This window comes from Enterobacter sp. UPMP2060 (assembly GCF_053709655.1).
Genome location: NZ_JBSKJQ010000002.1, coordinates 616,182 through 642,395 on the forward strand (window position 1 = coordinate 616,182; position 26,214 = coordinate 642,395).

General features: G+C 54.5%; 27 protein-coding genes, 3 tRNA genes and 1 pseudogene. 17 read left to right on the forward strand and 14 right to left on the reverse strand.

The window, feature by feature from the left end; all coding sequences use genetic code 11:
- Positions 1 to 5: 5 nt before the first annotated feature.
- The 4 genes from fliI to fliF are packed head-to-tail and all read right to left on the reverse strand — an operon-like array spanning position 6 to position 4,746.
- Positions 6 to 1,376 (reverse strand): flagellar protein export ATPase FliI, encoded by a 1,371-nt coding sequence (gene fliI, locus ACWKXN_RS08335; protein WP_023336182.1) that lies wholly within the window; start codon positions 1,374 to 1,376, stop codon positions 6 to 8.
- Complete coding sequence (gene fliH / locus ACWKXN_RS08340; protein ID WP_023312302.1) at positions 1,376 to 2,083, reverse strand: flagellar assembly protein FliH; 708 nt, start codon at positions 2,081 to 2,083, stop codon at positions 1,376 to 1,378. Before fliH ends, fliI begins: the two co-directional genes overlap by 1 nt.
- On the reverse strand, positions 2,076 to 3,074 hold the full coding sequence (fliG, locus tag ACWKXN_RS08345; protein ID WP_023312301.1) for a flagellar motor switch protein FliG: 999 nt from the start codon (positions 3,072 to 3,074) through the stop codon (positions 2,076 to 2,078). The genes fliH and fliG overlap by 8 nt, the downstream gene beginning before the upstream one ends.
- The gene (gene fliF, locus ACWKXN_RS08350) at positions 3,067 to 4,746 is read right to left on the reverse strand and encodes a flagellar basal-body MS-ring/collar protein FliF (RefSeq protein ID WP_058841430.1); all 1,680 of its coding nucleotides are present in this window, start codon (positions 4,744 to 4,746) and stop codon (positions 3,067 to 3,069) included. Before fliF ends, fliG begins: the two co-directional genes overlap by 8 nt.
- A 228-nt stretch (positions 4,747 to 4,974) precedes the next feature.
- On the opposite strand from fliF, the gene fliE reads away from it, so the two are divergent.
- Together fliE and yedD are read left to right on the forward strand one after the other, a co-directional pair.
- Complete coding sequence (gene fliE / locus ACWKXN_RS08355) at positions 4,975 to 5,289, forward strand: flagellar hook-basal body complex protein FliE (protein ID WP_008500329.1); 315 nt, start codon at positions 4,975 to 4,977, stop codon at positions 5,287 to 5,289.
- Positions 5,290 to 5,363: 74 nt separating this feature from the next.
- Positions 5,364 to 5,777 carry a lipoprotein YedD gene (yedD, locus tag ACWKXN_RS08360; protein WP_096151456.1) on the forward strand — a complete coding sequence of 138 codons (414 nt, stop codon included), beginning with the start codon at positions 5,364 to 5,366 and terminating at the stop codon, positions 5,775 to 5,777.
- Between the two features lie 102 nt (positions 5,778 to 5,879).
- On the opposite strand, the gene amyA is transcribed toward yedD, so the two are convergent.
- Genes amyA through fliD form a run of 4 tightly spaced genes read right to left on the reverse strand, consistent with a single transcriptional unit; the run spans position 5,880 to position 9,649 of the window.
- Positions 5,880 to 7,367: an alpha-amylase gene (gene amyA / locus ACWKXN_RS08365; protein WP_454543659.1), complete on the reverse strand. Its 1,488-nt coding sequence runs from the start codon at positions 7,365 to 7,367 to the stop codon at positions 5,880 to 5,882.
- Between the two features lie 51 nt (positions 7,368 to 7,418).
- On the reverse strand, positions 7,419 to 7,793 hold the full coding sequence (gene fliT, locus ACWKXN_RS08370) for a flagella biosynthesis regulatory protein FliT (RefSeq protein WP_033145899.1): 375 nt from the start codon (positions 7,791 to 7,793) through the stop codon (positions 7,419 to 7,421).
- Positions 7,794 to 7,798: 5 nt separating this feature from the next.
- Positions 7,799 to 8,203 (reverse strand): flagellar export chaperone FliS, encoded by a 405-nt coding sequence (gene fliS, locus ACWKXN_RS08375; protein WP_033145898.1) that lies wholly within the window; start codon positions 8,201 to 8,203, stop codon positions 7,799 to 7,801.
- Positions 8,204 to 8,224: 21 nt separating this feature from the next.
- Positions 8,225 to 9,649 carry a flagellar filament capping protein FliD gene (gene fliD, locus ACWKXN_RS08380; RefSeq protein WP_033145897.1) on the reverse strand — a complete coding sequence of 475 codons (1,425 nt, stop codon included), beginning with the start codon at positions 9,647 to 9,649 and terminating at the stop codon, positions 8,225 to 8,227.
- Positions 9,650 to 10,050: 401 nt separating this feature from the next.
- Here fliD and ACWKXN_RS08385 point away from each other — a divergent pair, with 401 nt between their 5' ends.
- From ACWKXN_RS08385 to sdiA, 9 genes are all read left to right on the forward strand, one after another.
- Complete coding sequence (locus tag ACWKXN_RS08385) at positions 10,051 to 10,875, forward strand: flagellin N-terminal helical domain-containing protein (RefSeq protein WP_454543628.1); 825 nt, start codon at positions 10,051 to 10,053, stop codon at positions 10,873 to 10,875.
- A 62-nt stretch (positions 10,876 to 10,937) separates the two neighbouring features.
- Complete coding sequence (gene fliB, locus ACWKXN_RS08390) at positions 10,938 to 12,143, forward strand: flagellin lysine-N-methylase (protein WP_454543629.1); 1,206 nt, start codon at positions 10,938 to 10,940, stop codon at positions 12,141 to 12,143.
- A gap of 129 nt (positions 12,144 to 12,272) precedes the next feature.
- A complete protein-coding gene (locus ACWKXN_RS08395; protein ID WP_039263779.1) occupies positions 12,273 to 12,992 on the forward strand; it encodes an RNA polymerase sigma factor FliA in 720 nt (239 codons plus the stop codon).
- 54 nt (positions 12,993 to 13,046) lie between these two features.
- On the forward strand, positions 13,047 to 13,598 hold the full coding sequence (fliZ, locus tag ACWKXN_RS08400; RefSeq protein WP_008500339.1) for a flagella biosynthesis regulatory protein FliZ: 552 nt from the start codon (positions 13,047 to 13,049) through the stop codon (positions 13,596 to 13,598).
- An 86-nt stretch (positions 13,599 to 13,684) separates the two neighbouring features.
- Positions 13,685 to 14,485 (forward strand): cystine ABC transporter substrate-binding protein, encoded by an 801-nt coding sequence (gene tcyJ / locus ACWKXN_RS08405; RefSeq protein ID WP_033145894.1) that lies wholly within the window; start codon positions 13,685 to 13,687, stop codon positions 14,483 to 14,485.
- 106 nt (positions 14,486 to 14,591) lie between these two features.
- On the forward strand, positions 14,592 to 15,578 hold the full coding sequence (gene dcyD, locus ACWKXN_RS08410; protein WP_318592084.1) for a D-cysteine desulfhydrase: 987 nt from the start codon (positions 14,592 to 14,594) through the stop codon (positions 15,576 to 15,578).
- 21 nt (positions 15,579 to 15,599) lie between these two features.
- Positions 15,600 to 16,268 (forward strand): cystine ABC transporter permease, encoded by a 669-nt coding sequence (tcyL, locus tag ACWKXN_RS08415; protein ID WP_454543630.1) that lies wholly within the window; start codon positions 15,600 to 15,602, stop codon positions 16,266 to 16,268.
- Positions 16,265 to 17,017, forward strand: a complete 753-nt coding sequence (gene tcyN / locus ACWKXN_RS08420; protein ID WP_047061118.1) for an L-cystine ABC transporter ATP-binding protein TcyN — start codon at positions 16,265 to 16,267, stop codon at positions 17,015 to 17,017. The genes tcyL and tcyN overlap by 4 nt, the downstream gene beginning before the upstream one ends.
- 221 nt (positions 17,018 to 17,238) lie before the next feature.
- Positions 17,239 to 17,961, forward strand: a complete 723-nt coding sequence (gene sdiA / locus ACWKXN_RS08425) for a transcriptional regulator SdiA (protein ID WP_033145891.1) — start codon at positions 17,239 to 17,241, stop codon at positions 17,959 to 17,961.
- A 66-nt stretch (positions 17,962 to 18,027) separates the two neighbouring features.
- Here sdiA and ACWKXN_RS08430 read toward each other — a convergent pair whose 3' ends face one another.
- Together ACWKXN_RS08430 and ACWKXN_RS08435 are read right to left on the reverse strand one after the other, a co-directional pair.
- Positions 18,028 to 18,252, reverse strand: coding sequence for a DUF2594 family protein (locus tag ACWKXN_RS08430; protein ID WP_008500345.1), 225 nt, complete (start codon positions 18,250 to 18,252; stop codon positions 18,028 to 18,030).
- 25 nt (positions 18,253 to 18,277) lie between these two features.
- Positions 18,278 to 18,346: pseudogene (locus ACWKXN_RS08435) on the reverse strand (hypothetical protein); the annotation flags it as partial.
- A gap of 372 nt (positions 18,347 to 18,718) precedes the next feature.
- On the opposite strand from ACWKXN_RS08435, the gene uvrY reads away from it, so the two are divergent.
- The 6 genes from uvrY (at position 18,719) to ACWKXN_RS08465 (ending at position 22,255) form a co-directional block, all read left to right on the forward strand.
- Positions 18,719 to 19,375: a UvrY/SirA/GacA family response regulator transcription factor gene (gene uvrY / locus ACWKXN_RS08440; RefSeq protein WP_013096026.1), complete on the forward strand. Its 657-nt coding sequence runs from the start codon at positions 18,719 to 18,721 to the stop codon at positions 19,373 to 19,375.
- Positions 19,372 to 21,204: an excinuclease ABC subunit UvrC gene (uvrC, locus tag ACWKXN_RS08445; RefSeq protein WP_032658637.1), complete on the forward strand. Its 1,833-nt coding sequence runs from the start codon at positions 19,372 to 19,374 to the stop codon at positions 21,202 to 21,204. Before uvrY ends, uvrC begins: the two co-directional genes overlap by 4 nt.
- Before the next feature lie 56 nt (positions 21,205 to 21,260).
- Positions 21,261 to 21,809 carry a CDP-diacylglycerol--glycerol-3-phosphate 3-phosphatidyltransferase gene (gene pgsA / locus ACWKXN_RS08450; protein WP_454543631.1) on the forward strand — a complete coding sequence of 183 codons (549 nt, stop codon included), beginning with the start codon at positions 21,261 to 21,263 and terminating at the stop codon, positions 21,807 to 21,809.
- Between the two features lie 152 nt (positions 21,810 to 21,961).
- Positions 21,962 to 22,037, forward strand: a tRNA-Gly gene (locus tag ACWKXN_RS08455).
- A 46-nt stretch (positions 22,038 to 22,083) separates the two neighbouring features.
- A tRNA-Cys gene (locus ACWKXN_RS08460) sits at positions 22,084 to 22,157 on the forward strand.
- Positions 22,158 to 22,168: 11 nt separating this feature from the next.
- Positions 22,169 to 22,255: transfer RNA gene (locus ACWKXN_RS08465), tRNA-Leu, on the forward strand.
- 82 nt (positions 22,256 to 22,337) lie between these two features.
- Here the strand turns inward: ACWKXN_RS08465 and ACWKXN_RS08470 are convergent.
- From ACWKXN_RS08470 to ACWKXN_RS08485, 4 genes are read right to left on the reverse strand one after another with little or no spacing between them, the layout of a single operon-like run.
- The gene (locus tag ACWKXN_RS08470; protein WP_033145889.1) at positions 22,338 to 23,054 is read right to left on the reverse strand and encodes an ABC transporter ATP-binding protein; all 717 of its coding nucleotides are present in this window, start codon (positions 23,052 to 23,054) and stop codon (positions 22,338 to 22,340) included.
- Entirely contained in the window at positions 23,051 to 23,926 is an 876-nt protein-coding gene (locus tag ACWKXN_RS08475; protein ID WP_039263773.1) for an ATP-binding cassette domain-containing protein, read from the reverse strand. Before ACWKXN_RS08475 ends, ACWKXN_RS08470 begins: the two co-directional genes overlap by 4 nt.
- On the reverse strand, positions 23,923 to 25,197 hold the full coding sequence (gene livM, locus ACWKXN_RS08480; protein WP_096151451.1) for a high-affinity branched-chain amino acid ABC transporter permease LivM: 1,275 nt from the start codon (positions 25,195 to 25,197) through the stop codon (positions 23,923 to 23,925). The genes ACWKXN_RS08475 and livM overlap by 4 nt, the downstream gene beginning before the upstream one ends.
- A gap of 11 nt (positions 25,198 to 25,208) precedes the next feature.
- Complete coding sequence (locus ACWKXN_RS08485; RefSeq protein WP_023336149.1) at positions 25,209 to 26,123, reverse strand: ABC transporter permease subunit; 915 nt, start codon at positions 26,121 to 26,123, stop codon at positions 25,209 to 25,211.
- Positions 26,124 to 26,214 lie beyond the last annotated feature (91 nt).

Below are 26,214 nucleotides of genomic sequence, written 5' to 3' on the forward strand. Positions count from 1 at the left end.
CTGTGTTACACCTGCGGGAAAATCAGCTCCAGTGCCTGAATTGAATCTTCCCAGTCGGCGCGTTCAAAAATGCCTTGTTGCAAAAATGCCTCCAGCTGCGGCCACAGGCTAATCGCCTTGTCGAGCATCGGGTCGCTGCCTTTGGCATACGCCCCCACGCTGACCAGATCGCGGTTGCGCTGGAAGCTGGAAAGCAGTTGTTTGAAGTTACGCACGCGGGCGTAGTGCTTCTCGGTTATCAGCGCCGTCATTGCGCGGCTGATAGAGGCTTCAATATCGATGGCCGGGTAGTGCCCGGCTTCGGCCAGACGGCGCGATAGCACAATATGACCGTCAAGGATCGCGCGCGCGGAGTCGGCAATCGGGTCCTGCTGGTCATCGCCTTCCGTCAGTACCGTATAGAACGCGGTGATGGAGCCGCCGCCGCTGATACCGTTCCCCGCGCGTTCCACCAGCGCAGGGAGTTTGGCGAATACCGAAGGCGGGTAGCCTTTGGTCGCCGGTGGCTCACCGATGGCGAGCGCGATTTCACGCTGCGCCATCGCGTAACGGGTCAGGGAATCCATGATCAGCAGCACGTGCTTGCCGCGGTCACGAAAATCTTCGGCGATACGGGTGGCATACGCGGCACCCTGCATGCGCAGCAGCGGCGACACGTCTGCCGGTGCGGCGATCACCACCGAGCGGGCGCGGCCTTCCGCACCCAGAATGTTTTCAATAAAGTCTTTTACTTCACGACCACGTTCGCCGATCAGCCCCACGACGATCACGTCGGCCTGGGTATAGCGCGCCATCATGCCGAGCAGGACGGATTTACCTACGCCTGAGCCGGCGAACAGGCCCATACGTTGTCCACGTCCCACGGTCAGCAGGGCGTTAATCGGGCGCACGCCGGTATCCAGCACATGCTCAATAGGGGTACGCTGCAGGGGGTTGAACGGTTGGGTGATTAGCGCGCCGGTTTCGGTGGTGTCCGGGGAAGGCAGTCCGTCGAGCGGTTTCCCGCTGCCGTCCAGCACGCGGCCCAGCAGGGCAGGACCGAGCGGCAGCTGTTTCCCGCTTTGCAGCCCATCGCCAGAAATATTTTTGGCATACACGCGCGCGCCGGGCAGAATGCCTTCCACCTCTTCAAGCGGCATCAGGAACAGGCGCTGGCCGTTAAATCCGACCACTTCGCTTTCAACTTCACGCGTTTCCAGACCATCCTGACGCTCAATGACGCAGGTCGCGCCCAGCGGAAGCTGCAGGCCGGTGGCTTCGAGAACCAGGCCGGTGGCGCGCGTCAGTCGCCCATAACGACGAACGGATGGCAGTTGCGCCATCTTCGTCTCAAAGTTGTCGAGCGTGGTGAGCCAGCGGGTGAGGCGCGCGGTCATCAGACGACTCCCGGTGCCGCCAGGCGGCACAGTTCCTGCCAGCGGGTGGCGACGCTGGCATCCAGATCGCCTTCATCGGCAGAGACTTTGCAGCCGCCGTGATGTAGCGACGGGTCGCCGCGCAGACGCCAGCCGTGCAGGTTAAGCGTCGCGCCCAGGCTCTCTTCAACGCGCTGCAGGTCGTCCGGATGGACGCGCAGCTGAGGTTTCCCGCTGAACAGCGGCTCCTGCTGAAGCAGACCCTGAATTTGTTTGATAAGCGCGGTGTTATCCACCACGGGCGTTTGGCCGATGACCTGACGCGCGGCTTCCAGCGCCATCTGCATCAGTCGCGAGGCAATCACGCTGTCCAGCGCGTCCAGGGTGTGCTGGAACTCGCTGACCAGCTGCTGCATGCGGGCATGGATCGGCGCCTGCTGCTGGCGCGCCTGATCGATACCGTGCTCTAACCCTTTCGCCAGACCTTCCTGATACCCCTGCTCGTGGCCTTTCTGTCGGCCTTCGTTCAGACCGGCGTTATAGCCCTGCTCGTGCGCCTGCATTTGCAGCTGCGCCAGCATCTGGGCCTGCTGCTCCTCTTCGGTCAGCTCGGGCTGCTCGACGTCAGGGTCAAGCTCTTCGGTTGCGATGACGGCCGGCGTGAACTCGGAGAGGGGAGGCGCCAGATCGTCCGGCGTCCAGCGCTTCCAGGGCAGCTCATTAGACATAGGTGTCGTCTCCGCTGCCAATCACCATCTCGCCGGTTTCCGCCAGACGACGAACAATAAGCAGAATGGCTTTCTGTTCGTTTTCCACCTGAGACAGACGAACCGGGCCGCGGTTGGCAAGGTCGTCGCGCAGGATATCGGCCGCACGCTGAGACATGTTGCGCAGGAACTTCTCGCGCAGCGGCTGCTCGGCACCTTTGAGGGCGATAAGCAGCGACTCGGAATCCACTTCCTGGAGCAGGCGCTGGATGCTGCGGTCGTCCACTTCCACGAGGTTTTCGAACAGGAACATCTCGTCGATGATTTTCTGTGCCAGCTCGCCGTCGAATTCGCGAACCGCCGTAATGACAGCTTCTTCCTGCTGCGTTTTCATCAGGTTGATGATTTCCGCCGCCGTTCTCACGCCGCCCATTTTGCTGCGCTTGAGGTTCTGACCGTCGAGCAGGTTGTTCAGCACTTCGGTCAGCTCCGCCAGCGCGGCCGGCTGGACGCCGCCGAAGGTCGCGATACGCAGCATCACATCGTGACGCAGGCGCTCTTCGAACAGCGCCAGAATATCGGCCGCCTGACCACGTTTAAGGTGGACAAGGATGGTGGCGATAATCTGCGGGTGCTCGTCGCGGATAAGGTCGGCGGCGCTCTGCGGCTCCATAAAGTTGAGCGTTTCGATACCGCTGGCGGTATCGCGCGTTTCCAGAATGTCTTCCAGCAGGCTGGAGGCACGCTCTTCGCCCAGCGCCTTGACCAGCACGGAGCGCAGGTAGTCGTTGGCGTTAATGTTGAGCGCGGCAAACTGTTCGGCTTCCTGTTCAAACTCTGCCAGCACTTCGGTCAGCTGCTTGTTGGAGATCTGACGCACGTTGGCCATGGCCGCACTGAGAATTTGCACTTCTCGCTGGGAGAGGTGTTTAAACACCTCTGCCGCACGATCTTCGCCAATGGTCATCAGCAGGATGACGCTTTTATCGGTGCCCGTAAGCGTATTACTCATGTTCGTTACCCATCCACTGGCGGATGACCAGCGCCACGACGCGCGGATCGTTATCTGACATTTCGCGAATGCGCTGGCTCATGACCTCAGCGCCCATGCGCTGGTTAGCACGACGCTGCTGTATCTGTTCATCTTTGCTGAGGCGCACTTCAACCGCTTCTTCCGTTTCCTGACGCGTGTTCATCTGCTCGCGAGCCGCTTTTTCGGCTTCAGCACGGCGCTGGAGCTGCGGACGAACGCCCTTACGCCACAGCAGCCACGCGACAATCAGCACCAGCAGCCAGCGTCCTGCGGACATCAGCTGGTCGATAAACGCCTGCTGTTGCCAGAACGGCAGTTCACCGCCGGTCTCATCAACCGAGTTGAACGGTGAGTTCACCACGTTGAGGGTATCGCCGCGCTTCTCGGAGTAACCCATCGCTTCACGGGTCAGGTTTTCAATCTGCTTCATCTGCTCGGCAGTCAACGGCAGCGGTTTGCCGTCCGCCAGCGTTTTGTAGTTCACCACTACCGCAACGGAAAGACGCTGAATATCGCCCACGTTCAGTTTAGTGTGGCGAATCGTCCGATCCACTTCGTAGTTCGTGGTTTCGTTACGGCTGCTGGTGCGCGGACCGGCGTTATTGGTCGTTGAGGTGGTCTGCTGATTATTTTGCTGACCGTTCTGCTGATTGGCCGGCGGCGTAGAGATCGGTGCCGCGTTAGCCGGGGCAGGCTGGTTAGACAGCGCGCCCGGCACGCCGCCCGGGTAGGCACCACCGACCTGCTCGTTCGAATTGATCTGGCGTGAACGCATCACCGCCTGAGCCGCATCGCCGTTCGGGCTGTACTGCTCTTCAGTTTGTTCTTTGTTCGCGAAGTCGATCTGCGCGGTAACCTGCGCGTGCACGTTGCTGTTACCTACGACCGGGCCGAGGATGGCTTCAATACGGCGCTGGAGACGGTTTTCGACATCGGCGGCATATTTCAGCTGCGCGTCATTCAGATCGCGACCGGCGGTATTGGACTGCGTCAGCAGGTGACCGCTTTGGTCGACCAGCGTCACGTTACCCGGCGGCAGACCGGCGACGGCGCTGGAGACGAGGTGCGTCACCGCGCTGATTTGCCCTTCGTCCAGCGCGCGGCCGGGTTCAAGGTTCACGGTAACGGAAGCCGAAGGTGATTTCTGTTCGCGGACAAATAAAGAAGGTTTAGGCATCGCCAGGTGCACGCGGGCACTCTTCACCGGGCCTAATGTTTCAATGGTGCGGGCCAGTTCACCTTCCAGCGCACGCTGGTAGTTCACCTGCTCGCTGAACTGGCTGATACCGAATTTTTCCTGATCCAGCAGCTCAAAGCCAACGGCACCGCCCTTCGGCAGCCCCTGCTGAGCCAGACGCAGACGCAGTTCGTGCACCTTATCAGCCGGGACCTCCAGCGCACCGCCATTATCGGCAAAGCGATAAGGGATGTTCATCTGGGTAAGCTGGGTGACGATGGCGCCGCCATCCTGATCGGAAAGGTTGCTGTAGAGCGTCCGGTAATCAGGGCTTTTCGCCCAAAGGACCATCGCTACAAGGATCGCAATTGCGGCAGCGCCTGCCACGATCAACGGGATTTTAGGATTCGCGCGAAGGCGGTTCATCCACTCGAGTGATTTATTCTGCGGCGCTGTCGATGCTGTTGCACTCATTGCGCACCTCTTAAATCCTGGTGGTTTACGTTATTCGTGTAGAGAAACAAAACTGACTCCCGGGTCGGCAAACACGACAAAAGTTCCATATTGATGGCCCTGCCATTATTTGATGATTCGTGATTTTCTATGCGTCAAATAACCTGGTTTTTTCATGCTATTTACCGCCATTATCTTATTGACAAGCTGTTAGTCTTGACCGCGTAAAAAACCATCCAGGGGAGAGTCATGGCTATACAGGGCATTGAAGGGGTAATCAGTCAGTTGCAGGCAACGGCGATGACGGCCCGTAATCAGAATGTGGCAGATCAGCAGCCGAGCATCAGCTTCGCGGGGCAACTGCATGCCGCTCTTGACCGTATCAGTGATACCCAGACCGCCGCGCGCACTCAGGCAGAAAAGTTCACCCTCGGTGAGCCGGGCGTGGCGCTGAATGATGTGATGACCGATTTGCAAAAAGCCTCGGTTTCCCTGCAGATGGGGATCCAGGTGCGTAACAAGCTGGTGTCTGCGTATCAGGAAGTCATGGGGATGCAGGTTTAAGACCTCTCGATCTTCGCTGGCAGCCGCAGCGCTTTAATGCCACAATATTTTTTTCTTCGAATGCAGGAAAGATGATGAAAAAAATAGCAATTGCTGGCGCGCTGCTGGCACTGACCGGGTGCGTTCAGGTCGATAATTATAAAGACGTGATCAAGCATCCTGTCCCGGCGCATCTGGCGGGATACTGGCAGTCGAAAGGGCCGCAGAGCAATATGGTCAGCCCGAAGGCGATTGCCACGCTGGTGGTGACGGAAGAGGGCGATACGCTGGACTGCCGTCAGTGGCAGCGCGTGATTGCCGTGCCGGGTAAAATCATGCTGCGTTCAGACAGTTATTACAACGTGACGCGTAAGCTGGATATCTATCCGCTGGAGCGCGATGGCTCGACGCTGGAGTATGACGGGCTGGAGCTGCAGAAGGTCGACCGTCCAACGGCTGAGTGTGCCGATTACCTGAGTAAAAATCCGCTCGAGAGTAAACTACCCTAAGGGTAAACGCAAAACGGCAACCTCGTTGCCGTTTTTGGTGTTTGCGCCCTCTCCCTGTGGGAGAGGGACGGGGTGAGGGCATCAGGCCGCACGTTTCCCGTTCTACAACGCATCCTCTATCACCCAAACGCTGACGCTTCCCCCATTACAGGTAAACGTCCCTTCGCCATCCGCCGCCGTGGTGATGGTTTCTTCGCGATTGCCGAGAAAATCCCGCCACGTTTTGTTGCCGTAGTTTTCCCCAAGACAAATCACTTTTTCACCATCATCCCCGTTCGACATCACCACTACGCAGCCGGGATCGTCTTCCGTGCCGCTGCGGCTGAAGGCGATGCAGTTAGGATGGTCGAAAAACAGCGTCTGCACGCCGTGGGCAAAACGCTGGCGCGCGAGGATCAGCTCGTGAAGCTGCTCAATGACCGGCATATCAATATGGTACGTTTCACCGTCGCCTCCCGTGTCGTCATAGCTGGCGCCGAAAAGATCCGGATAAAAGACGCTCGGCACGCCATTTTCCCGCAGCAGGATCAGCGCGTAGGCCAGCGGCTTAAACCAGGCCTCGACCGGTGCTTCGAGCGCCTGTAAAGGCTGGGTGTCATGGTTCGCGACGAGGGTGACCGCATGAAACGGATCGGCTTCCACCAGGGTACCGGTGAAGATTTGGCTCATGTCGTAATCCCGGCCCTGACGTGACGCCTCGTGGAATTTCATCTGCAGAGGGGCGTCAAAGAGCATGGTTTTGCCTTCGACCTGGTCAATATAGGCCTGAAGTTTATCCACCTCATGGGACCAGTATTCCGCCACGATAAACAGCGGCTGCTCGGCGACTTCCTGGACGTGCTCAATCCACTCTTTGTAAAACCAGGCGGGAATATGCTTGACGGCATCCAGACGAAAACCGTCGCAGCCCGTCTGTTCCATGACCCAGCGGGCCCAGTATTTGATCTCCTCGGTCACGGCGTGATTGCGAAAGTCGATATTTTCGCCCATCAGGTAATCGAAGTTGCCCATCTCATCATCAACCTGATCGTTCCAGCCTTCGCCGGTGTAGTCGTTGACGATTTTAAAGATGCCGTCTTCATCGGGGTTTTCAATATGGTCGACGCCGCTGAAGCATTTGTAGTCCCAGATAAACTGTGAGTACTGCCCGGCCCGGGGTGGGAAGGTGTAGCGAGTCCAGGCTTCGCATTCAATGACCTCGTCATCGATTTGCGTGCGGTCCTGTTGGTTCACGCGCTGAACGCGCACGGGCTCTTTTTCATCGGCGCCCATTTTGTGGTTGACCACCACGTCCAGCAGCACGGCAATGTCGTTGCTTTTAAGGGCATCAATAGCCTCCAGCAGCTGCGCCTTGTCGCCGTATTTCGTGGCGATACTGCCTTTCTGGTCAAACTCGCCAAGATCGAACAGGTCATAGGTGTCATAGCCGACAGAATACCCGCCGGATGCCCCTTTACAGGCGGGCGGCAGCCAGATCATGTTGATGCCGATTTCGTTAAGATTGGGAGCTAACGCCGTGACCTCTCGCCACAATTCACCGCCAGCAGGGTAGTACCAGTGAAAACATTGTAACAGGGTGGGGTTTTTCATCATCCTTGCTCCAGAAGCCATTGGCAGACTTCTGGAGTATGGATGAAGAAATCATAGTTGTGTGTCGCGGGTCAAACTTTCTGGATAAAGAATATTCCCTGACAGCTTTCCATAGGTAGACGTGATGGATTGCTGTTTGCCGGTTTGATCAATCAGATTACGCAGTTCGTCCATGCGGACCTTCAGCAGTGCCTTTAGCGCATTCTCGTTTTCAAGGATCATTTCCAGCAGCGCACGCGCTTGCTCAACCTGAGCCGGAGGGCATGACATGATGGGCGTTTGAGATATCTTTTCCACCAGTTGAACATAATGCATTTCCTGCTCGATAAGCGCATCCCATTGACCAGAATGTGCGAGATTTAGCATAGCAATGCTCTGAGCATGTAACGCCTGCCAGTGGCTAAGCGCTGCGCTGGGATTATTCATCAAAATTATCCTGAAATAGAGGACGCATTGGGGCCGATTTGCTTCCACGCATCCGCAATGTTGTTTAATAAACCCTCGACTTCAACAATTGCGTCTACGTCGTTACTGACATTCGCCAGCAACAAACGTCGAACCATATATTCGTACAAGGAGGCAAGATTACCGGACAACTCGCTCTCAACCTCCATGTTCAGTCCTGCTTTTAAACCGTTGTCGATGATATTGATGGCTTTCGTTAACGCTTCGCCTTTCTCACGAATTTGTCCGGCTTCCATGAACAAACGCGCGCGAACAAGGGCGCTATGCGCCCCGTCGAACAACATGACAATCAGCTGGTGTGGACTGGCATTCATGACTGCGCTTTCGACTCCTATCTGCTGATAGGATTGAACACCAGAGGTCTTATACATATCCACTCCTGAAGGCTACGACTATTTTTGTGAGAACTGTTGGGTCAGGTAGTTGGCTGTATTGGTCATTTTGGTGACTAATACGTCCAGACTGGTGAACTGGGTTTTGTAACGCGCCATGGTGGCATCAATAGTGGCTTCCATAGCATCGTAACGCTCACCCAGCGTTTTCAGCGTTTTGTTGATCCCGTCTTTCGCGTTCTGGATCACCCCGGCGCTGCCGGTACTGGTGCTGAGCATGGTGGTCAGCGTGTTGTTCATCTGAGTGGCCATACCGGTTTTCTTGCCGTCACCGACAAAATACTGCTGTACGGCGTTCGGGTTCTCGGTCAGCGCTTTTTTCAGCTTATCGGTATCGACTTTCAGGTTACCGACGGTACCGTCAGAACCTTTTACCGGGTCCTGGGTAATTCCCAGTTGGGCCATGATCTGTACCGAGCCGCTCTGCACTTCGGTCAGCAGGCCGCGCAGCTGAGACTGGATCCCGCGCACGTTTGCATCACCAACAAGTGCCCCGTTGCTGGCTGACTGGCTGCCGGCGCCTGCATCAACCGGAACATACTTCGTCAGGCTGTTAATGGTGGACTGCAGCGAGTTATACGCCGTGACCCAGTCGGTGATCGCCTTCTGGTTCGCATCCGTTGCGCGAGTCACCTCCAATGTTTCATCTGCCTTGCTTTCTGCTTTCAGCGAGAAAGTCACGCCAGGCAGGGCATCGGTAATGGTATTCGTCTGGCGCTCAATCGAAATGCTGTTCACTACCACAATTGCGTTTTGAGCTCCGGTGTTAACCGTCAGTGCGCCCGTTTTTGTGGTGGAGTTGTAACCAATTGCGTTTTGCAGCTTATCGTCGCCAGTGACGCTGATCGTCATTTCACCATCCGTACCGGTGGTTTTAGATGACAGCATCAGGCGGTAATCACCGTCTTTCGCTTTAATGACGCTGGCGGTGACGTTGCCGTTCGCTTTATTAATGGCGCTCGCGATCCCGGCCAGAGACGTATCGCCATCCGCCAGGGTGACCTCTAAAGGCGTTTTCGTGCCCGGCTGGGTGATGGTGATTTTACGCGTCGTACCTGTCGTATCGCCCAGCAGATCCGTGTTGTTTGCATAGGAGCCGGTAGTCAGTGCCTGCGCCTTTGCAACCTGGTTGACGTTGACAACAAAGGAACCCACGGACGCGTCAGCCGTTGTCGTGGCGGTAAAGGCCGTGTTGGTGCTGCTAACGGACGTTGAGTTCCAGGTGGTTGCTTTACCCAGCGCAGCGGTCGCAGTCTGCAGCGATGTCATGGCGCTCTGCAGTTTGCCGTAAGCGCTTAACTGTGCGTTATACGTTGATTGCTGGGAAGTAATCGTCGTCAGCTTGGTTCTTTCTGCTGCATCCAACTGATTATATAAATCCCCGAGTCCTGCAGAACCTATCCCGAGGTTACTGATAGTAGCCATGCATATTTTCCTTAAAATACGAAAGTAGTTCAGGACTCTTATCGGCCTCTCAACGTAAAAGTTTACGATGGTGAGAAAAAAATAATCCAAAGAATAGGCACGTCCTGGCGGGGTAAATGAAAGGATTGCACTTTAGGGTCATTATCCGTGCATTGAAAACACGAATAAGTGTGTGCCTTTTTTGTCATCTCTTTGCGCGTTAAAAAAGCATAAATAATAACGCTCTGATGGACCTTAATTGATTTTTTAAAAATAAAATGATTAAAAATCAATGTTTTGCAATTTTTTCAAAATTGATTCTAAAGTCTTTTGGGGACCCGTCGATAACCTTGTTGACGGTGAGAGACGCTGTGAGTGTTAGGCACCGGACCTAAAACCCAATTTTTGAAGGAAACAAAATTATGGCAGTTATCAATACTAACCTGTTGTCCCTGACCACTCAGAACAACCTGAACAAATCTCAGTCTTCTCTGGGCACTGCTATCGAGCGTCTGTCCTCCGGTCTGCGTATTAACAGCGCGAAAGACGATGCTGCTGGCCAGGCGATTGCAAACCGCATGACCGCTCAGATTAAAGGCATGAACCAGGCTGCGCGTAACGCCAACGACGGTATCTCCATGGCGCAGACTGCTGAAGGTTCTCTGAACGAAATCAACAACAACTTGCAGCGCGTTCGTGAACTGGCTGTTCAGGCAAGCAACGGCACCAACAGCACCTCTGACCTGGCCTCTCTGCAGGATGAAGTTACCGCGCGTCTGAATGAAATCAACCGCGTTGCGGGCAAAACTGATTTCAACGGCATCAAACTGCTGGACGGCAGTGCAGGTACTGCTGGTGTGGTTAAAATTCAGGTTGGCGTGAACGACGGCGACACCATCGATCTGGACCTGAGCGGTGCAAAAGCTGACACCACGACTCTGGGTGTTGCTGCTATCGACCTGAAAACTATGACCGCTACCGACCTGGGCACCATCGACGCAGCTATCGCTAAAGTTGATAAAGCACGTTCTGGCCTGGGTGCTGTGCAGAACCGTTTCACTTCTGCAATCAACAACCTGAACAACACCTCAACTAACCTGTCTGCTGCTCAGTCCCGTATCCAGGACGCTGACTACGCAACTGAAGTTTCCAACATGTCCCGCGCGCAGATCCTGCAGCAGGCTGGTACTTCTGTTCTGTCTCAGGCAAACCAGGTTCCACAGACCGTTCTGTCTCTGCTGCGTTAATTTTACGCGTGAAACCCCGCTTCGGCGGGGTTTTTTTATCTCTGCTATTTGAGAATCCGCCTGTGAAACAAATCAGTGTCACTCAACCAAAACTGGTCGCAGATTTTTCATGTGTCGGTGGGGAATGCCGTGAACATTGTTGTCAGGGCTGGACCATCGCGTTTGATAAATCCTCCGTTAATCGCTATCTGAACAGTAAAAATGCCGCTATTCGTCAGACGGCGAAAACGGCGATAAAAGTCACCAAAAAAAACTATGACCACTGGGGTGAAGTGATTTTCCATACGGAAAGTAAAAACTGCCCGTTTATGGATACGGAAAAACTCTGTTCTGTTCATAGCGCCATGGGCATCCAGGCCTTAAGCCCAACCTGTACGTCGTTTCCGCGGACAAACCGGGTCTATAAAAATGAAATCGAAAAATCGCTGAACCTCTCGTGTCCGGAAGTGACCCGACTTCTGTTGAACGATCGGGAGTCTATGTCGTTGATGGAATCTGTCATTGTTCAGCAGGACGTCAATAATGCGCCGATGATTGATTTGAAGGCAAAGGTCATCAATCTCTTCTGCCAGAATATTTTCAGCGTTGAGGCCGTCAGCGTTGAAGAACAGGTTTACGCCGTGGTGAAATTCCTCATGGTGGCGGAAAAGCTCGATAATCTCGAAGAGAATATTAGCACGCTCGAAACGGTCTATTTCTCGCTGGTTAACGAACTGATGAGCGGTAAAATCAAAACGGAATTAGGCGGATTTAATCAGAACTACAGCCTGAAATTCGCGTTAATTTCGCTCATCCAGAGCTACTTCACGAAGAAAGTGACAGCCCGCGGCGGTGCGGTATTAAACCGTTATTTTACTCAGCTTTATCAACAATTTGAGTCTGTGGGTGACACCGTGCCGGCAGAGAAGGTCATGGAGAACATCGAGTCCGTCTGGCGCGATGTGGCGGGCAGTTACCTGGCGACACATGACCATTTATTCAAGAACTTTTTTAAATACAAACTCTGGGAGCAGGGCTTCCCGCAGAACAATGGCCGCAGCATGTTGAATAACCTTTATTTAATCGTTGCGGAGTTCTATTTCCTTAAAACGTTACTTGCCGGTCAGGCGATCGTGGCGGGGAAAATTGAACAAGATAATATTATTGATGTTATTTACAGCTTCCACTCCCTTAGCCAGCATAATCAGGAAGCGGGAAAGCTCTTTCATCAACATATAGATAGCGTCAAACTGGGCGACGATCTTTCATTGTTACAACTGTTAATTTAGGCAGAAAAGTTGCCCCTGTTGTGGGCAACCTCAGAATAACCTCACTTTATCCCCCTTTTTCATCCAATTGAACGCCCTGCAGAATCGGATAATCATGCCGATAACTCAACTAACGCAGGGCTGTTTATCGTGAATTCACTCTATACCGCTGAAGGTGTAATGGATAAACACTCGCTGTGGCAGCGTTATGTCCCGCTGGTGCGTCACGAAGCATTGCGCCTCCAGGTGCGCTTGCCGGCGAGCGTGGAACTCGACGATCTGCTACAGGCGGGCGGTATCGGGTTATTGAATGCAGTTGACCGATACGACGCTCTGCAAGGAACGGCATTTACGACTTACGCAGTTCAGCGTATTCGTGGTGCGATGCTGGACGAGCTGCGCAGCCGCGACTGGGTGCCGCGCAGTGTTCGCCGCAACGCGCGCGAAGTGGCGCATGCGATGGGGCAGCTGGAACAGGAACTGGGACGTAACGCAACGGAAACCGAAGTGGCGGAACGTCTTGGCATTGCTGTTGAAGAGTATCGTCAGATGTTGCTCGATACCAATAATAGCCAACTCTTCTCTTATGACGAGTGGCGCGAAGAGCATGGCGATAGCATCGAGCTGGTGACGGACGAGCACCAGCATGAAAACCCGTTACACCATTTAATGGAAGGGAATTTACGCCAGCGCGTCATGGAGGCTATTGAAGCTCTGCCTGAACGCGAACAGCTGGTATTGACCCTTTATTACCAGGAAGAGCTTAACCTCAAAGAGATTGGCGCTGTTCTGGAGGTGGGAGAGTCGCGGGTGAGCCAGCTGCACAGCCAGGCCATTAAACGCTTACGAACCAAGCTGGGTAAGTTATAGGTGATTGATTCACCTTAAAAATGCCGCACAACGTATTGACAACCAGGAGTTATCATGACGGTGCAGCAATCTAAAAGACGGCCTTTAAGCCGCTACCTGAAAGACTTTAAACACAGCCAGACGCATTGCGCCCACTGTAACAAGTTACTCGATCGTATCACGCTGGTTCGCCGGGGCGAAATCGTCAATAAGATTGCGATTTCGCGTCTCGACACGTTGATGGACGAAGCAGCATGGCTCGAAGAGCAAAAAGAGTGGGTGGCGCTTTGCCGTTTCTGTGGGGATCTCCACTGCAAAGAGCAAAGCGACTTCTTCGATATTATCGGCTTCAAGCAGTTCCTGTTTGAACAAACGGAGATGAGCCACGGCACCGTTCGCGAATATGTCGTTCGCCTGCGCCGCCTTGGGCAACATCTGACCGTAAACAATATTTCTCGCGATCTGCTGAAAACCGGTTATCTGGATGAAAATCTGGAGCCGTGGCTGCCTGCGACCAGCACCAACAACTACCGAATTGCGCTGCGCAAGTATGCTCAATACAAGGTACAAATGCCGGGTGCCATAAAGCAGAAAGCCCACGCCGGAACAACTTCTGATATATATTAAAAAAGAATAAGATGTAGCGCAGTCGCCTTTGACGTTGCAGGCGATTTCTCTACACTACGTAAAAATTCCACTATATCGGGGTATTTATGAAATTTGCACTTCTGGGTCGTCAGGCGCTGATGGGTGTTATGGCCGTTGCGCTGGTTGCGGGTATGAGCGTGAAAACGTTCGCCGCAGAAAACCTGCTGAATAAAGTAAAAGAGCGCGGTACGCTGCTGGTCGGGCTGGAAGGAACCTATCCTCCGTTCAGTTTCCAGGGCGATGACGGTAAGCTGACCGGTTTTGAAGTGGAGTTTGCTGAAGAGCTGGCGAAGCACCTCGGCGTTAAAGCGTCACTGAAACCGACCAAATGGGACGGTATGCTGGCGTCGCTGGATTCCAAACGTATTGATGTGGTGATTAATCAGGTGACCATTTCTGACGAGCGTAAGAAGAAATATGACTTCTCTACGCCGTACACCGTGTCCGGTATTCAGGCGCTGGTGAAGAAAGGCAACGAAGGCGGAATTAAAACTGCCGCGGACCTGAAAGGGAAGAAAGTCGGTGTCGGTCTGGGTACCAACTACGAAGAGTGGCTGCGCCAGAACGTGCAGGGCGTGGATATCCGCACCTATGATGATGACCCGACGAAATACCAGGATTTACGCGTAGGTCGTACCGACGTCATTCTGGTTGACCGCCTGGCCGCGCTGGATCTGGTGAAGAAAACCAACAATACCCTGGCGGTAGCGGGTGATGCGTTCTCTCGTCAGGAATCAGGCGTTGCCGTTCGTAAAGGTAACGAAGACCTGGTCAAAGCGATTGACTCCGCGATTGCTGACATGCAAAAAGACGGCAGCCTGAAGGCGCTCTCCGAGAAGTGGTTCGGTGCAGACGTCACGAAATAAGCTTCTGCCGTAAAAAAAGGCGCTTTTAAAAGCGCCTTTTTTATTTCTTTCGCGTCTGCGTGCATAATGAAAAATATCACATTTTGTCAGAGTTACCGGAGAACCCATGTCACTACAGAATTTAACGCGCTTTCCCCGCCTGGAGTTCATCGGCGCGCCGACGCCGCTGGAGTATCTGCCGCGATTTTCTGATTATTTAGGGCGCGATATTTTTATCAAGCGTGACGACGTGACGCCGATGGCGATGGGGGGCAATAAGCTGCGCAAGCTGGAGTTTCTGGCGGCTGATGCACTGCGCGAAGGCGCGGATACGCTCATTACCGCCGGGGCTGTCCAGTCCAACCACGTTCGTCAGACGGCGGCAGTGGCGGCAAAGCTCGGGCTCCACTGCGTGGCGTTGCTGGAAAACCCGATTGGCACGCGGGCAGAAAACTATCTGACCAACGGTAACCGCCTGCTGCTGGATCTGTTTAACGTGCAGGTCGAAATGGTGGATGCGTTGACCGACCCGACCGCCCAGCTCGACGAGCTGGCGACGCGTCTGGAAGCGCAGGGGTTCCGCCCCTATGTTGTCCCCGTCGGCGGTTCGAACGCGCTGGGCGCGCTGGGGTATGTGGAAAGTGCGCTGGAAATCGCGCAGCAGTGCGAGGGCGCGGTAAGCCTTTCCTCCGTGGTTGTCGCGTCCGGCAGCGCGGGCACGCACGCCGGGCTGGCGGTGGGGCTCGAACAACTGCTGCCGGACGTCGAGCTGATTGGCGTGACGGTATCCCGCAGCGTCGCGGATCAGAAGCCGAAGGTGGTCACTTTACAGCAGGCGGTAGCCGCGCAGCTGGAGCTGAAGGCCAGGGCCGATATTCTGCTCTGGGACGACTATTTTGCGCCGGGTTACGGCACGCCTAACGAAGAGGGCATGGAGGCGGTGAAGCTGCTGGCGCGCCTCGAGGGGATACTGCTCGATCCGGTCTATACCGGCAAAGCGATGGCCGGACTGATTGACGGCATTGCGCAGAAACGCTTTAAGGATGAAGGGCCGATTTTATTTGTCCATACCGGCGGGGCGCCTGCGCTGTTTGCCTACCATCCTCACGTCTAAAAATCAGGTCGAAAAATAATAATGCAAGAAAGTATTCAACTGGTTATTGATTCTCTGCCGTATCTGCTAAAAGGTGCGGTATTTACGTTACAGCTCAGTATCGGCGGGATGTTCTTCGGGCTGGTGCTGGGATTTGTGCTGGCATTAATGCGCATGTCACCCATCCTGCTGGTACGCTGGCTGGCGCGCTTTTATATCTCCGTCTTTCGCGGCACGCCGCTTATCGCCCAGCTCTTTATGATCTACTACGGCTTGCCGCAGTTTGGTATCGAGCTGGATCCGATCCCCGCAGCGATGATTGGTCTGTCGCTCAATACCGCGGCGTATACGTCAGAAACCCTGCGAGCGGCGATCTCCTCCATTGACAAAGGGCAGTGGGAGGCGGCGGCCAGTATCGGGATGACGCCATGGCAGACGCTGCGTCGAGCCATTCTGCCGCAGGCGGCGCGCGTGGCGCTTCCACCGCTCAGCAACAGCTTCATTAGCCTGGTGAAAGATACGTCCCTGGCGGCAACGATTCAGGTACCGGAGCTGTTCCGTCAGGCGCAGCTTATTACTTCGCGCACGCTTGAAGTCTTTACCATGTATCTGGCCGCCTCGCTGATTTACTGGGTGATGGCGACGGTGCTGTCTGCTCTGCAAAACTACTTCGAAAACCAGCTTAACCGCCAGGAGCGTGATCCAAAATGAGTGCTATCGACGTCAAAAACCTGGTGAAAAAATTCCACGGTCAAACGGTGCTCCACGGGATCGATCTTGAAGTCGAGCAGGGTGAAGTGGTGGCGATTATCGGACCAAGCGGTTCGGGAAAAACGACGCTGCTGCGCAGTATTAACCTGCTTGAACAGCCGGAAGGCGGCACTATTCGGGTAGGGGAGATAACAATTGATACCGGGAAATCCATTAGCCAGCAGAAAGGGTTAATTCGCCGCCTGCGCCAGCATGTCGGCTTCGTTTTCCAGAGCTTTAATCTCTTCCCGCACCGTACGGTGCTGGAGAACATTATTGAAGGACCGGTCATTGTAAAAGGTGAATCGAAAGAGGACGCGACGGCGCGCGCGCGCGAACTGCTCGCTAAAGTCGGGCTGGCGGGGAAAGAGACCAGCTATCCGCGCCGTCTGTCGGGCGGGCAACAGCAGCGCGTGGCGATAGCGCGCGCGCTGGCTATGCGCCCTGACGTGATCCTTTTTGATGAACCGACCTCTGCGCTCGATCCGGAACTGGTGGGTGAGGTGCTGAACACCATTCGCCAGCTGGCGCAGGAAAAACGGACGATGGTGATCGTGACGCATGAAATGAGCTTTGCACGCGATGTGGCTGACAGAGCCATCTTCATGGATCAGGGGCGGATTGTGGAGCAGGGGCCGGCGAAAAGCCTGTTCGCTAATCCTCAGCAGCCGCGAACCCGTCAGTTCCTTGAAAAATTCCTGATGCAGTAGCATTTTTGCACTAATTTGCTCCAGAAATTTAGGCTGGAGCAAATTATTCTCCCTTCGGGGGCAGTCGTTTGTTTTTTTATTCCATCCGGCCCTGATAAACCTTATCAATAGTAAAGTTAATTGTGCTAATGCCGATATTTTGTAGTTAGAAAAAAGTTTTATGTGTTAGGTTATATTCACCATAATAATGATTATCTTTTCAGAGGCTTCATTTAGTAAGTATGAAGGATTCAGACTTTTTCACCTGGCGACGGGATTGCTCCCTCCGGTTTCAGGAATTGACCTGTGTCGACGAGGTATATCAGGAATTACAGCGACAAACTCAGACGCTTGAATTCGATTGTTACTCGCTCTGCGTGCGCCATCCCGTGCCGTTTACCCGGCCTAAGATCTCTGTGCATACCACTTACCCAAAGCAGTGGATGGCGCAATATCAATCCGCGAACTATTTCGCTATTGATCCCGTCTTAAAACCGGAGAATTTCATTCAGGGTCATTTACCCTGGACAGACGCATTATTCGCTGACGCGCAGGAATTATGGCACAGCGCACAGGACCACGGTTTACGCGAGGGAATAACGCAGTGTCTGATGTTGCCTAATCATGCGCTCGGCTTCCTGTCTGTTTCCCGTACTAGTGTACTGGAAGGGCCGTTTGCCCGTGAGGAAATAGAACTGCGGCTGCAAATGCTGGTGCAAATGGCCTTAACTTCTCTGGTGCGTTTTGAAGATGAGATGGTCATGCCACCTGAAATGAAATTCAGCAAACGCGAGCGCGAAATTCTGAAATGGACTGCGGAAGGGAAGACGTCAGCGGAAATAGCGATCATTCTCTCTATCTCAGAGAATACCGTTAACTTCCATCAGAAAAATATGCAGAAGAAATTCAACGCGCCTAACAAAACCCAGATTGCGTGCTACGCGGCGGCAACGGGACTGATCTGACGGGATAATACGTTCTGCGTGACAGACGAGCAAACGGCTGAATGCACTGCATCCAGCCGTTTTTTGTTACTGGCGGTAGGCTTGTTTGATTTGCTTAACGGTGTTAGCAAATACCGCAGATTCAGCCTGGTCTTCCATCTCCGCGATTTGTTTTTCCATTTTAATGATCACACGACCGGCATCCGCCTGGCCCATCGCCTGCAGCATCAGCGTCAGCAGTGCTTTCAGGCAGTTTACTTCCTGTGCCAGTTCCTGGTTATTCTCCGCAGTGGCAAATTCAGGTGTGCTCATTTATTTTCCTCATTATTTAACGGCGCTAAAGCGCGACGACGAAAGTCAAGGCGGCGGAGTATACCACAAGCTGCAGCAAAAAATGCAGCGGTTGTTTTTCGTACTTTTACGTGGATGTTTAATTGCGTAAACAGAACGCACCGGTAAACTAAACCGCCGTGAAAGGCTATTAATTGTTTATGCCCGGTTCGCTTGCCGTTAATTATTGTTACAAAAATTTGAGATCTGTTTTTTTGCAGGAAAAGCCTGAAAGTTTTTTGTAACTTTTTGAATACAGATGCTTAAAAAAAGCTGCAAAAGCCCTGAATGCATGGTCTCTCTTTCCACGGACTGTACAGCCTAATTTCCAAAAACGAGAGCAAAATCGAATAGCCGGTTTTTTAACGTTTTAATCTTGCGAGGAAAACCGTTAATATAAACCAAATTATCACTCAGTAGCGTTATCCCTATTCTGGAGACATTTCCTTTGATCAACGTCCTTCTTGTTGATGACCACGAACTGGTGCGCGCAGGGATACGACGCATTCTTGAAGATATTAAAGGTATTAAAGTTGCCGGTGAGGCGTGCTGCGGCGAAGATGCGGTAAAATGGTGCCGCACAAACTCGGCCGATGTGGTACTGATGGATATGAACATGCCCGGTATCGGTGGCCTTGAAGCAACACGCAAAATCGCGCGTACCTTTGTTGATACCAAAGTCATCATGCTGACCGTGCATACCGAAAACCCACTGCCCGCGAAAGTGATGCAGGCGGGCGCAGCGGGCTACCTGAGTAAAGGTGCTGCGCCGCAGGAAGTCGTCAATGCAATCCGTTCCGTGTTTGCCGGACAGCGCTACATAGCTTCCGACATTGCCCAGCAGATGGCGCTGAGTCAGATCGAGCCCGAGAAAACCGAATCACCGTTTGCCAGTTTGTCCGAGCGTGAATTGCAGATTATGCTGATGATCACCAAAGGTCAGAAGGTGAATGAGATCTCGGAACAGCTGAATCTCAGCCCGAAAACGGTGAACAGCTATCGTTACCGGATGTTCAGTAAACTGAACATTCATGGTGACGTCGAACTGACGCACCTGGCCATCCGGCACGGTTTGTGTAATGCGGAGACGTTGTTAAGTCAGTGAGTGATGTGTTCGATTCAAAAGCATTTCTGAAAACCGTAACCAGCCAGCCTGGCGTCTATCGCATGTATGACGCTGGCGGTACGGTTATCTACGTGGGGAAGGCAAAAGATCTTAAAAAACGTCTCTCCAGCTATTTTCGCAGTAACCTGGCCTCCCGAAAGACCGAAGCGCTGGTCTCACTCATTCAGAATATTGATGTCACCGTCACGCACACCGAGACAGAAGCGCTGCTGCTTGAGCACAACTATATTAAGCTCTACCAGCCGCGCTATAACGTCCTGTTGCGTGATGATAAGTCCTACCCGTTTATTTTTCTGAGCGGCGACACCCACCCGCGCCTAGCGATGCACCGCGGTGCAAAACATGCTAAGGGAGAATACTTCGGGCCGTTCCCTAACGGCTATGCCGTGCGTGAAACGCTGGCGCTGCTGCAAAAAATCTTCCCTATCCGCCAGTGTGAAAACAGCGTTTACCGTAACCGCTCTCGCCCGTGCCTGCAGTACCAGATTGGACGCTGCCTGGGGCCTTGCGTGGAAGGGCTGGTAAGTGAAGAAGAGTATGCCCAGCAGGTGGATTATGTGCGCCTGTTCTTAGCCGGAAAAGACGATCAGGTCTTAACGCAGCTGATCGCTCGGATGGAAAAAGCCAGCGCCGCACTCGAGTTCGAAGAGGCCGCGCGTATCCGCGACCAAATCCAGGCGGTGCGCAGAGTCACTGAGAAACAGTTTGTCTCGAATACCGGTGACGATCTCGACGTCATCGGCGTAGCCTTTGACGCCGGGATGGCCTGCGTGCACGTGCTGTTTATTCGCCAGGGCAAAGTGCTCGGCAGCCGCAGCTATTTCCCGAAAGTGCCCGGCGGTACTGAACTGGGTGAAGTGGTGGAAACCTTTGTAGGCCAGTTCTACCTGCAGGGGAGCCAGATGCGCACGCTGCCTTCTGAGATCCTGCTCGATTTTAATCTTGACGATAAAACCCTGCTGGCCGATTCGCTCTCTGAACTGGCGGGTCGCCGGGTGAATGTACAAACTAAACCGCGCGGCGATCGCGCGCGTTATCTGAAGCTGGCGCGAACCAACGCGGCGACGGCACTCACCACTAAGCTGTCGCAGCAGTCGACGGTGAACCAGCGCTTAACGGCCCTGGCGACGCTGCTGAAGCTGCCGGAAGTAAAACGGATGGAGTGTTTCGACATCAGTCACACGATGGGAGAACAGACGGTGGCCTCCTGCGTGGTGTTTGATGCGAATGGCCCACTGCGCGCCGAGTATCGCCGCTACAACATCACCGGGATCACGCCGGGCGATGACTATGCGGCCATGAATCAGGTGCTGCGTCGTCGCTATGGTAAAGCCATAGAAGAGAGCAAAATTCCGGATGTGATCCTGATTGACGGTGGGAAAGGGCAGCTCGGCCAGGCGAAAGCGGTATTTGAATCGCTTGATGTCAGCTGGGATAAAAACCATCCGCTGCTGCTGGGGGTTGCAAAAGGAGCCGATCGTAAGGCCGGTCTGGAGACATTGTTCTTCGAGCCGGAAGGTGAGGGTTTCAGCCTTCCGCCGGATTCCCCGGCGCTGCACGTCATCCAGCATATTCGCGATGAATCACACGATCATGCCATCAGCGGTCACCGCAAAAAACGGGCGAAGGTGAAAAACACCAGTAGCCTGGAAACGATCGAAGGCGTGGGGCCAAAACGTCGCCAGATGCTGCTGAAATATATGGGCGGATTGCAAGGATTACTCAACGCCAGCATGGAGGAAATTGCAAAAGTGCCGGGTATTTCGCAAGGGCTGGCAGAAAAGATCTACTACTCGTTGAAACATTGAGGGCTCTGTAGCAACATAGAGCTAAATTTTACTGACAACAAACAGTTACCGTCATTATGCAATTTAATATCCCTACGTTGCTCACTCTCTTTCGTGTTGTACTCATCCCGTTCTTTGTACTGGCATTTTACATGCCGGTCGTCTGGGCACCTTTCGCCTGCGCATTGATCTTCCTTATCGCAGCGGTCACCGACTGGTTTGATGGCTATCTGGCGCGCCGCTGGAATCAAAGCACCCGTTTCGGTGCCTTCCTCGATCCGGTGGCAGACAAAGTGATGGTCGCTATCGCCATGGTGCTGGTAGCCGAGCACTATCATACCTGGTGGGTAACGCTGCCTGCGGCCACTATGATCGGTCGCGAAATCATTATCTCTGCACTGCGCGAGTGGATGGCGGAACTGGGGAAACGCAGCAGCGTGGCGGTCTCGTGGATTGGTAAAGTCAAAACGACGGCGCAGATGGCGGCGCTGGTCTGGATGCTCTGGCGTCCGAACGCCTGGGTTGAATGGGCGGGAATTGGTCTGCTGTGGGTGGCGGCAGTGCTGACGCTGTGGTCCATGCTGCAATATTTGAACGCTGCGCGCGGCGATTTGCTTGATCAGTGATCGTTTCGCCGTAATTTTCAGCAAACGATCCAGGGATGCAAAAAATAACGTTGACTCATAACGTCATATCAGTAGAATGCAACGCATCGAACGGCGGCACAGCAAGCCGGACGGTAATGAAATCAAGTGGTTAGATGTTTACTTGATGACATGCGGGAATAGCTCAGTTGGTAGAGCACGACCTTGCCAAGGTCGGGGTCGCGAGTTCGAGTCTCGTTTCCCGCTCCAGATTAAAGACATGCGCAGTAGCGGGTGTCAGTTTGAAAAGTTTTACGGCGCGTTAGCAAAGCGGTTATGTAGCGGATTGCAAATCCGTCTAGTCCGGTTCGACTCCGGAACGCGCCTCCACTTTCTTCCCTGGCCGGATGGTGGAATCGGTAGACACAAGGGATTTAAAATCCCTCGGCGTTCGCGCTGTGTGGGTTCAAGTCCCACTCCGGCTACCATGGGAAACAAAGAATAATCAAAGCAATAAGCAGTGTCGTGAAACCACCGAAAGGTGGTTTTTTTGTGCCTGAAATCCGCCAGTCACACCCCACCCAAATACGCCTTCCTCACCTCCTGATTTCCCAGCAGCTCCTCGCCGCTGCCGCTCAACCGGATCTGCCCGTTAACCATCACATACCCGCGGTCGGAAAGCTTCAGCGCGTGATGCGCATTCTGTTCCACCAGAAAGATAGTCATGCCGTTGCGGGCCAGCTCGCGCAGCGTCTGGAAGATCTGTTTCACCACAATCGGCGCCAGCCCGAGGCTCGGTTCATCCAGCAGCAGCAGCTTCGGACGGCTCATCAGCGCCCGGGCGATCGCCAGCATCTGCTGCTCTCCGCCGGACATGGTCATCGCGCGCTGCTTGCGTCGCTCCTTGAGGCGAGGGAAGAGGTCGAACATGGTTTGCATATCCTCAGCGGCAAACTGGCTGCCGATGGGGATGGTCCCCATCAGCAGGTTCTCTTCAACGGTCATATCCGGGAAAATTCGTCTGCCTTCCGGCGCCTGCGCAATGCCGCCGGACGCGACGTAGTGGGTGGATTTATGGCTGATATCTTCACCACCGAAAAGGATCTGTCCGCTGCGAATACGGGGCTGGCCAAAGATGGACATCAGCAATGTCGATTTACCCGCGCCGTTTGCGCCAATCAGCGCCACGGTTTCACCCTTATTGACCTCGAGGGAAACCTGTTTAAGCGCCTGAATGACGCCATAAAACACATCCACCTCGCGAAATGCCAGCAGCGGTTCGCTCATAGGTTGACCTCGCTTTCATCCGTACCCAGGTAGGCGGCAATGACCTTTTCATCATGCTGGATCTGCTCGGGTTTTCCCCTGGCAATAACATCCCCGTGGTCGAGCACGATAATGTCGTCCGAAATCTCCATCACCATCCCCATATCATGCTCAATCAGTAATACCGTGATGTCATGATGATCCCGCAGAAAACGAATAATGCTGCTGAGCTTATGCGTTTCAACCGGGTTAAGCCCGGCGGCGGGTTCATCCAGACAGATCATTTCCGGGCCGGTGCACATTGCTCGCGCAATTTCCAGACGCCGCTGCTGGCCGTACGACATCTCTCCCGCCAGACGATTGGCGCACTCCACCAGATCCACCACTTCCAGCCAGTAGAAGGCCCTGTCCAGGGCGTCGCTTTCCGCGCGCCGGTATGCCGGCGTATTTAAGATCCCGGCGAGCAGATTGCGGTTAACGCGCATATGCTGCGCAACCAGCAGGTTTTCCACGACCGACATCTCGCGAAAAAGACGGATATTTTGAAACGTGCGCGCCAGCCCTGCGCGGTTGACCAGATGCGTTCCGCCGAACATTTTGTAGAAAAGACGCTGCCCGAACTGCGCGGGGTTAATCCAGTCTCCCGGCTGGAATTTTTGTCCGAGCACCTGAATAACGTTGGTCGTTTTATGGCGGGTATTAAATAAAATGTTTCCGCCGGAGGCCCTGTAGAAGCCCGTCAGGCAGTTAAACACGGTTGTTTTTCCCGCCCCGTTTGGCCCAATCAGGGCGGTAATTGAGCCACGCTGTACGTCCAGGTTGACGTCGTTTAGCGCCTTAATCCCGCCGAAGTGCATCATAAGATGTTCAACGCGTAATATCGTTCCGTTCATGGTGCGACACCCTTACGCACGGCGAACCCGCTGCGGTTAATGCGGATCAAACCGCGCGGACGCCAGATCATCATCACCACCATGAGCATGCCAAACAGCAGGACGCGGTACTCGGCAAAACTGCGCAGCAGTTCCGGCGTTACGGTGAGCACAAAAGCGGCCAGCACTACGCCAAGCGTCGAGCCCATCCCGCCCAGCACCACGATGGCGAGGATCAGCGCCGATTCAAAGAAGGTAAAGGAGGTCGGGTTCACGAACCCCTGATAGGTGGCGAAGAACACCCCGGCAATGCCCGCGGTCGATGCGCCCAGCGTAAAGGCCGACAGCTTAACCAGAACATGATTTAACCCCATTGAGCGGCACGCTATTTCGTCTTCACGCAGGGCTTCCCACGCCCGACCAATCGGCATCCGCGTCAGGCGGTGCTTGATATAGAGCACCAGCATCACCACCAGGAACAGCACCGCGTAGATAAAAATAAACTTCATGTTCGGGTTGTAGGTCAGGTGGAAAAATTCGTGGAAGGGCACGCCGCCTTCTTTCGCGCGTCGTCCAAATTCCAGACCGAAAAAGGTGGGGGGAGGGGCCGACACGCCGTTTGGTCCGCCGGTGAAGGTCAGCCAGTTGTTCAGTATCAGGCGAATAATCTCCCCGAACCCGAGGGTGACGATGGCCAGATAGTCACCGTGCATGCGCAGCACCGGGAAACCGAGCAGGGCGCCTGCGGCGGCGGCCATGATTGCCGCCAGCGGCAGCATGCTCCAGAAGCCTAAGCCGAGATACTGGTATCCCAGCGCCAGACCGTACGCACCAATTGCGTAGAACGCGACATATCCCAGATCCAGCAGGCCGGCCAGACCCACGACGATATTCAGCCCCAGACCGAGAAGCACGTAGATCAGCCCGAGAATGGCGACGGTCAGCACATATTTCGTGGCGACAAACGGAAAGCAAATCGCAAGAGCAATTACCAGAGGAATAATCCAGCGCATGCGGCTTTTGTATTCCGGTGGCCGGACATATACGCCCGCGCTATCGGCTTCGAAGCGTGCCTGGAAACGGGCGCCCGCGGCGGTACCTAAAAAGGCGCTCAGCAGAAAACGCCCGAGCATGACGATGCCGACCATCCAGGCCAGCCGCTGTCCGGCGAAGTTAAAGCTGTAACCGTCCAGCACCACGCCCGCAATGGGGCCGAAAATAACCAGCGCAATCAGCCCGGAAAAAATCGCGTCCAGCATGCAGCGTTTAAGTGAAAAACCGTGTGATGTCATCATTCTCTCCCTCACACTTTGGCCACAATCGGGCGCCCAAGCAGCCCCTGGGGGCGGAAAATCAGGATCATGACCAGCAGGCCGAACGAAAAGACATCTTTATAGTCCGAGTTCACCATGCCCGAGAACTGGGCTTCCGCCACGCCCAGGATAAGGCCACCGAGCATCGCGCCAGGGAGGGAGCCGATGCCGCCGAGTACCGCCGCGGTAAAGGCTTTAATGCCGATCACGAACCCGACGTAGAAATCAAAGGTGCCGTAATTCATGGTGATCAGCACGCCTGCCAGACCGGCCATCGCCGCGCCGATCACAAAGACCAGCGAAATAATCCGGTCGGTGTTAATGCCCAGAATGGAGGCCATCTTACGATCCTGCTGTACCGCGCGGCACATCCGGCCCAGCCGGGTATGGTTGATAATCCAGGTGAGCACCAGCATGCCGGCAAACGAGGCAATCAGAATAAACACTTTGGTGTAGGTTATCTGCACGAAGCCGTCGCCCAGATGCAGGCGAATCACGCCGTCCAGCATGGTCGGCACCCCTTGCTGGCGCGGACCCTGGCTCAGCTGCGCGTAGTTTTGCAGGATAAGCGACATCCCGATGGCGGAGATCAGCGGCGCCAGGCGCGTGGAGTTGCGCAGCGGCTTGTAGGCGATACGCTCGATGGTCCAGCCGTACACCCCGGTTACCACGATGGTGAACACCAGCGTCCCGAGGATCAGCAGCGGGAACGACTGCAGGCCGAAGAACGAGAGCAGCGCCAGGCCGATGGCGCAGAGATAGGCGGAAATCATATACACTTCGCCGTGGGCGAAATTGATCATCCCGATAATGCCGTACACCATGGTGTAGCCGATGGCGATTAAACCGTAGACGGAGCCCAGCGTTAAGCCATTGATTAACTGTTGCAGGAAGAATGTACTCATCTTAGCGCGCTCGTTTTATAGGCTGCGCGATGCGCGCAGCCTGATGTTTATTACGCGCCGACGGGCAGGCCCGCCGACGTTGAGCGTGACT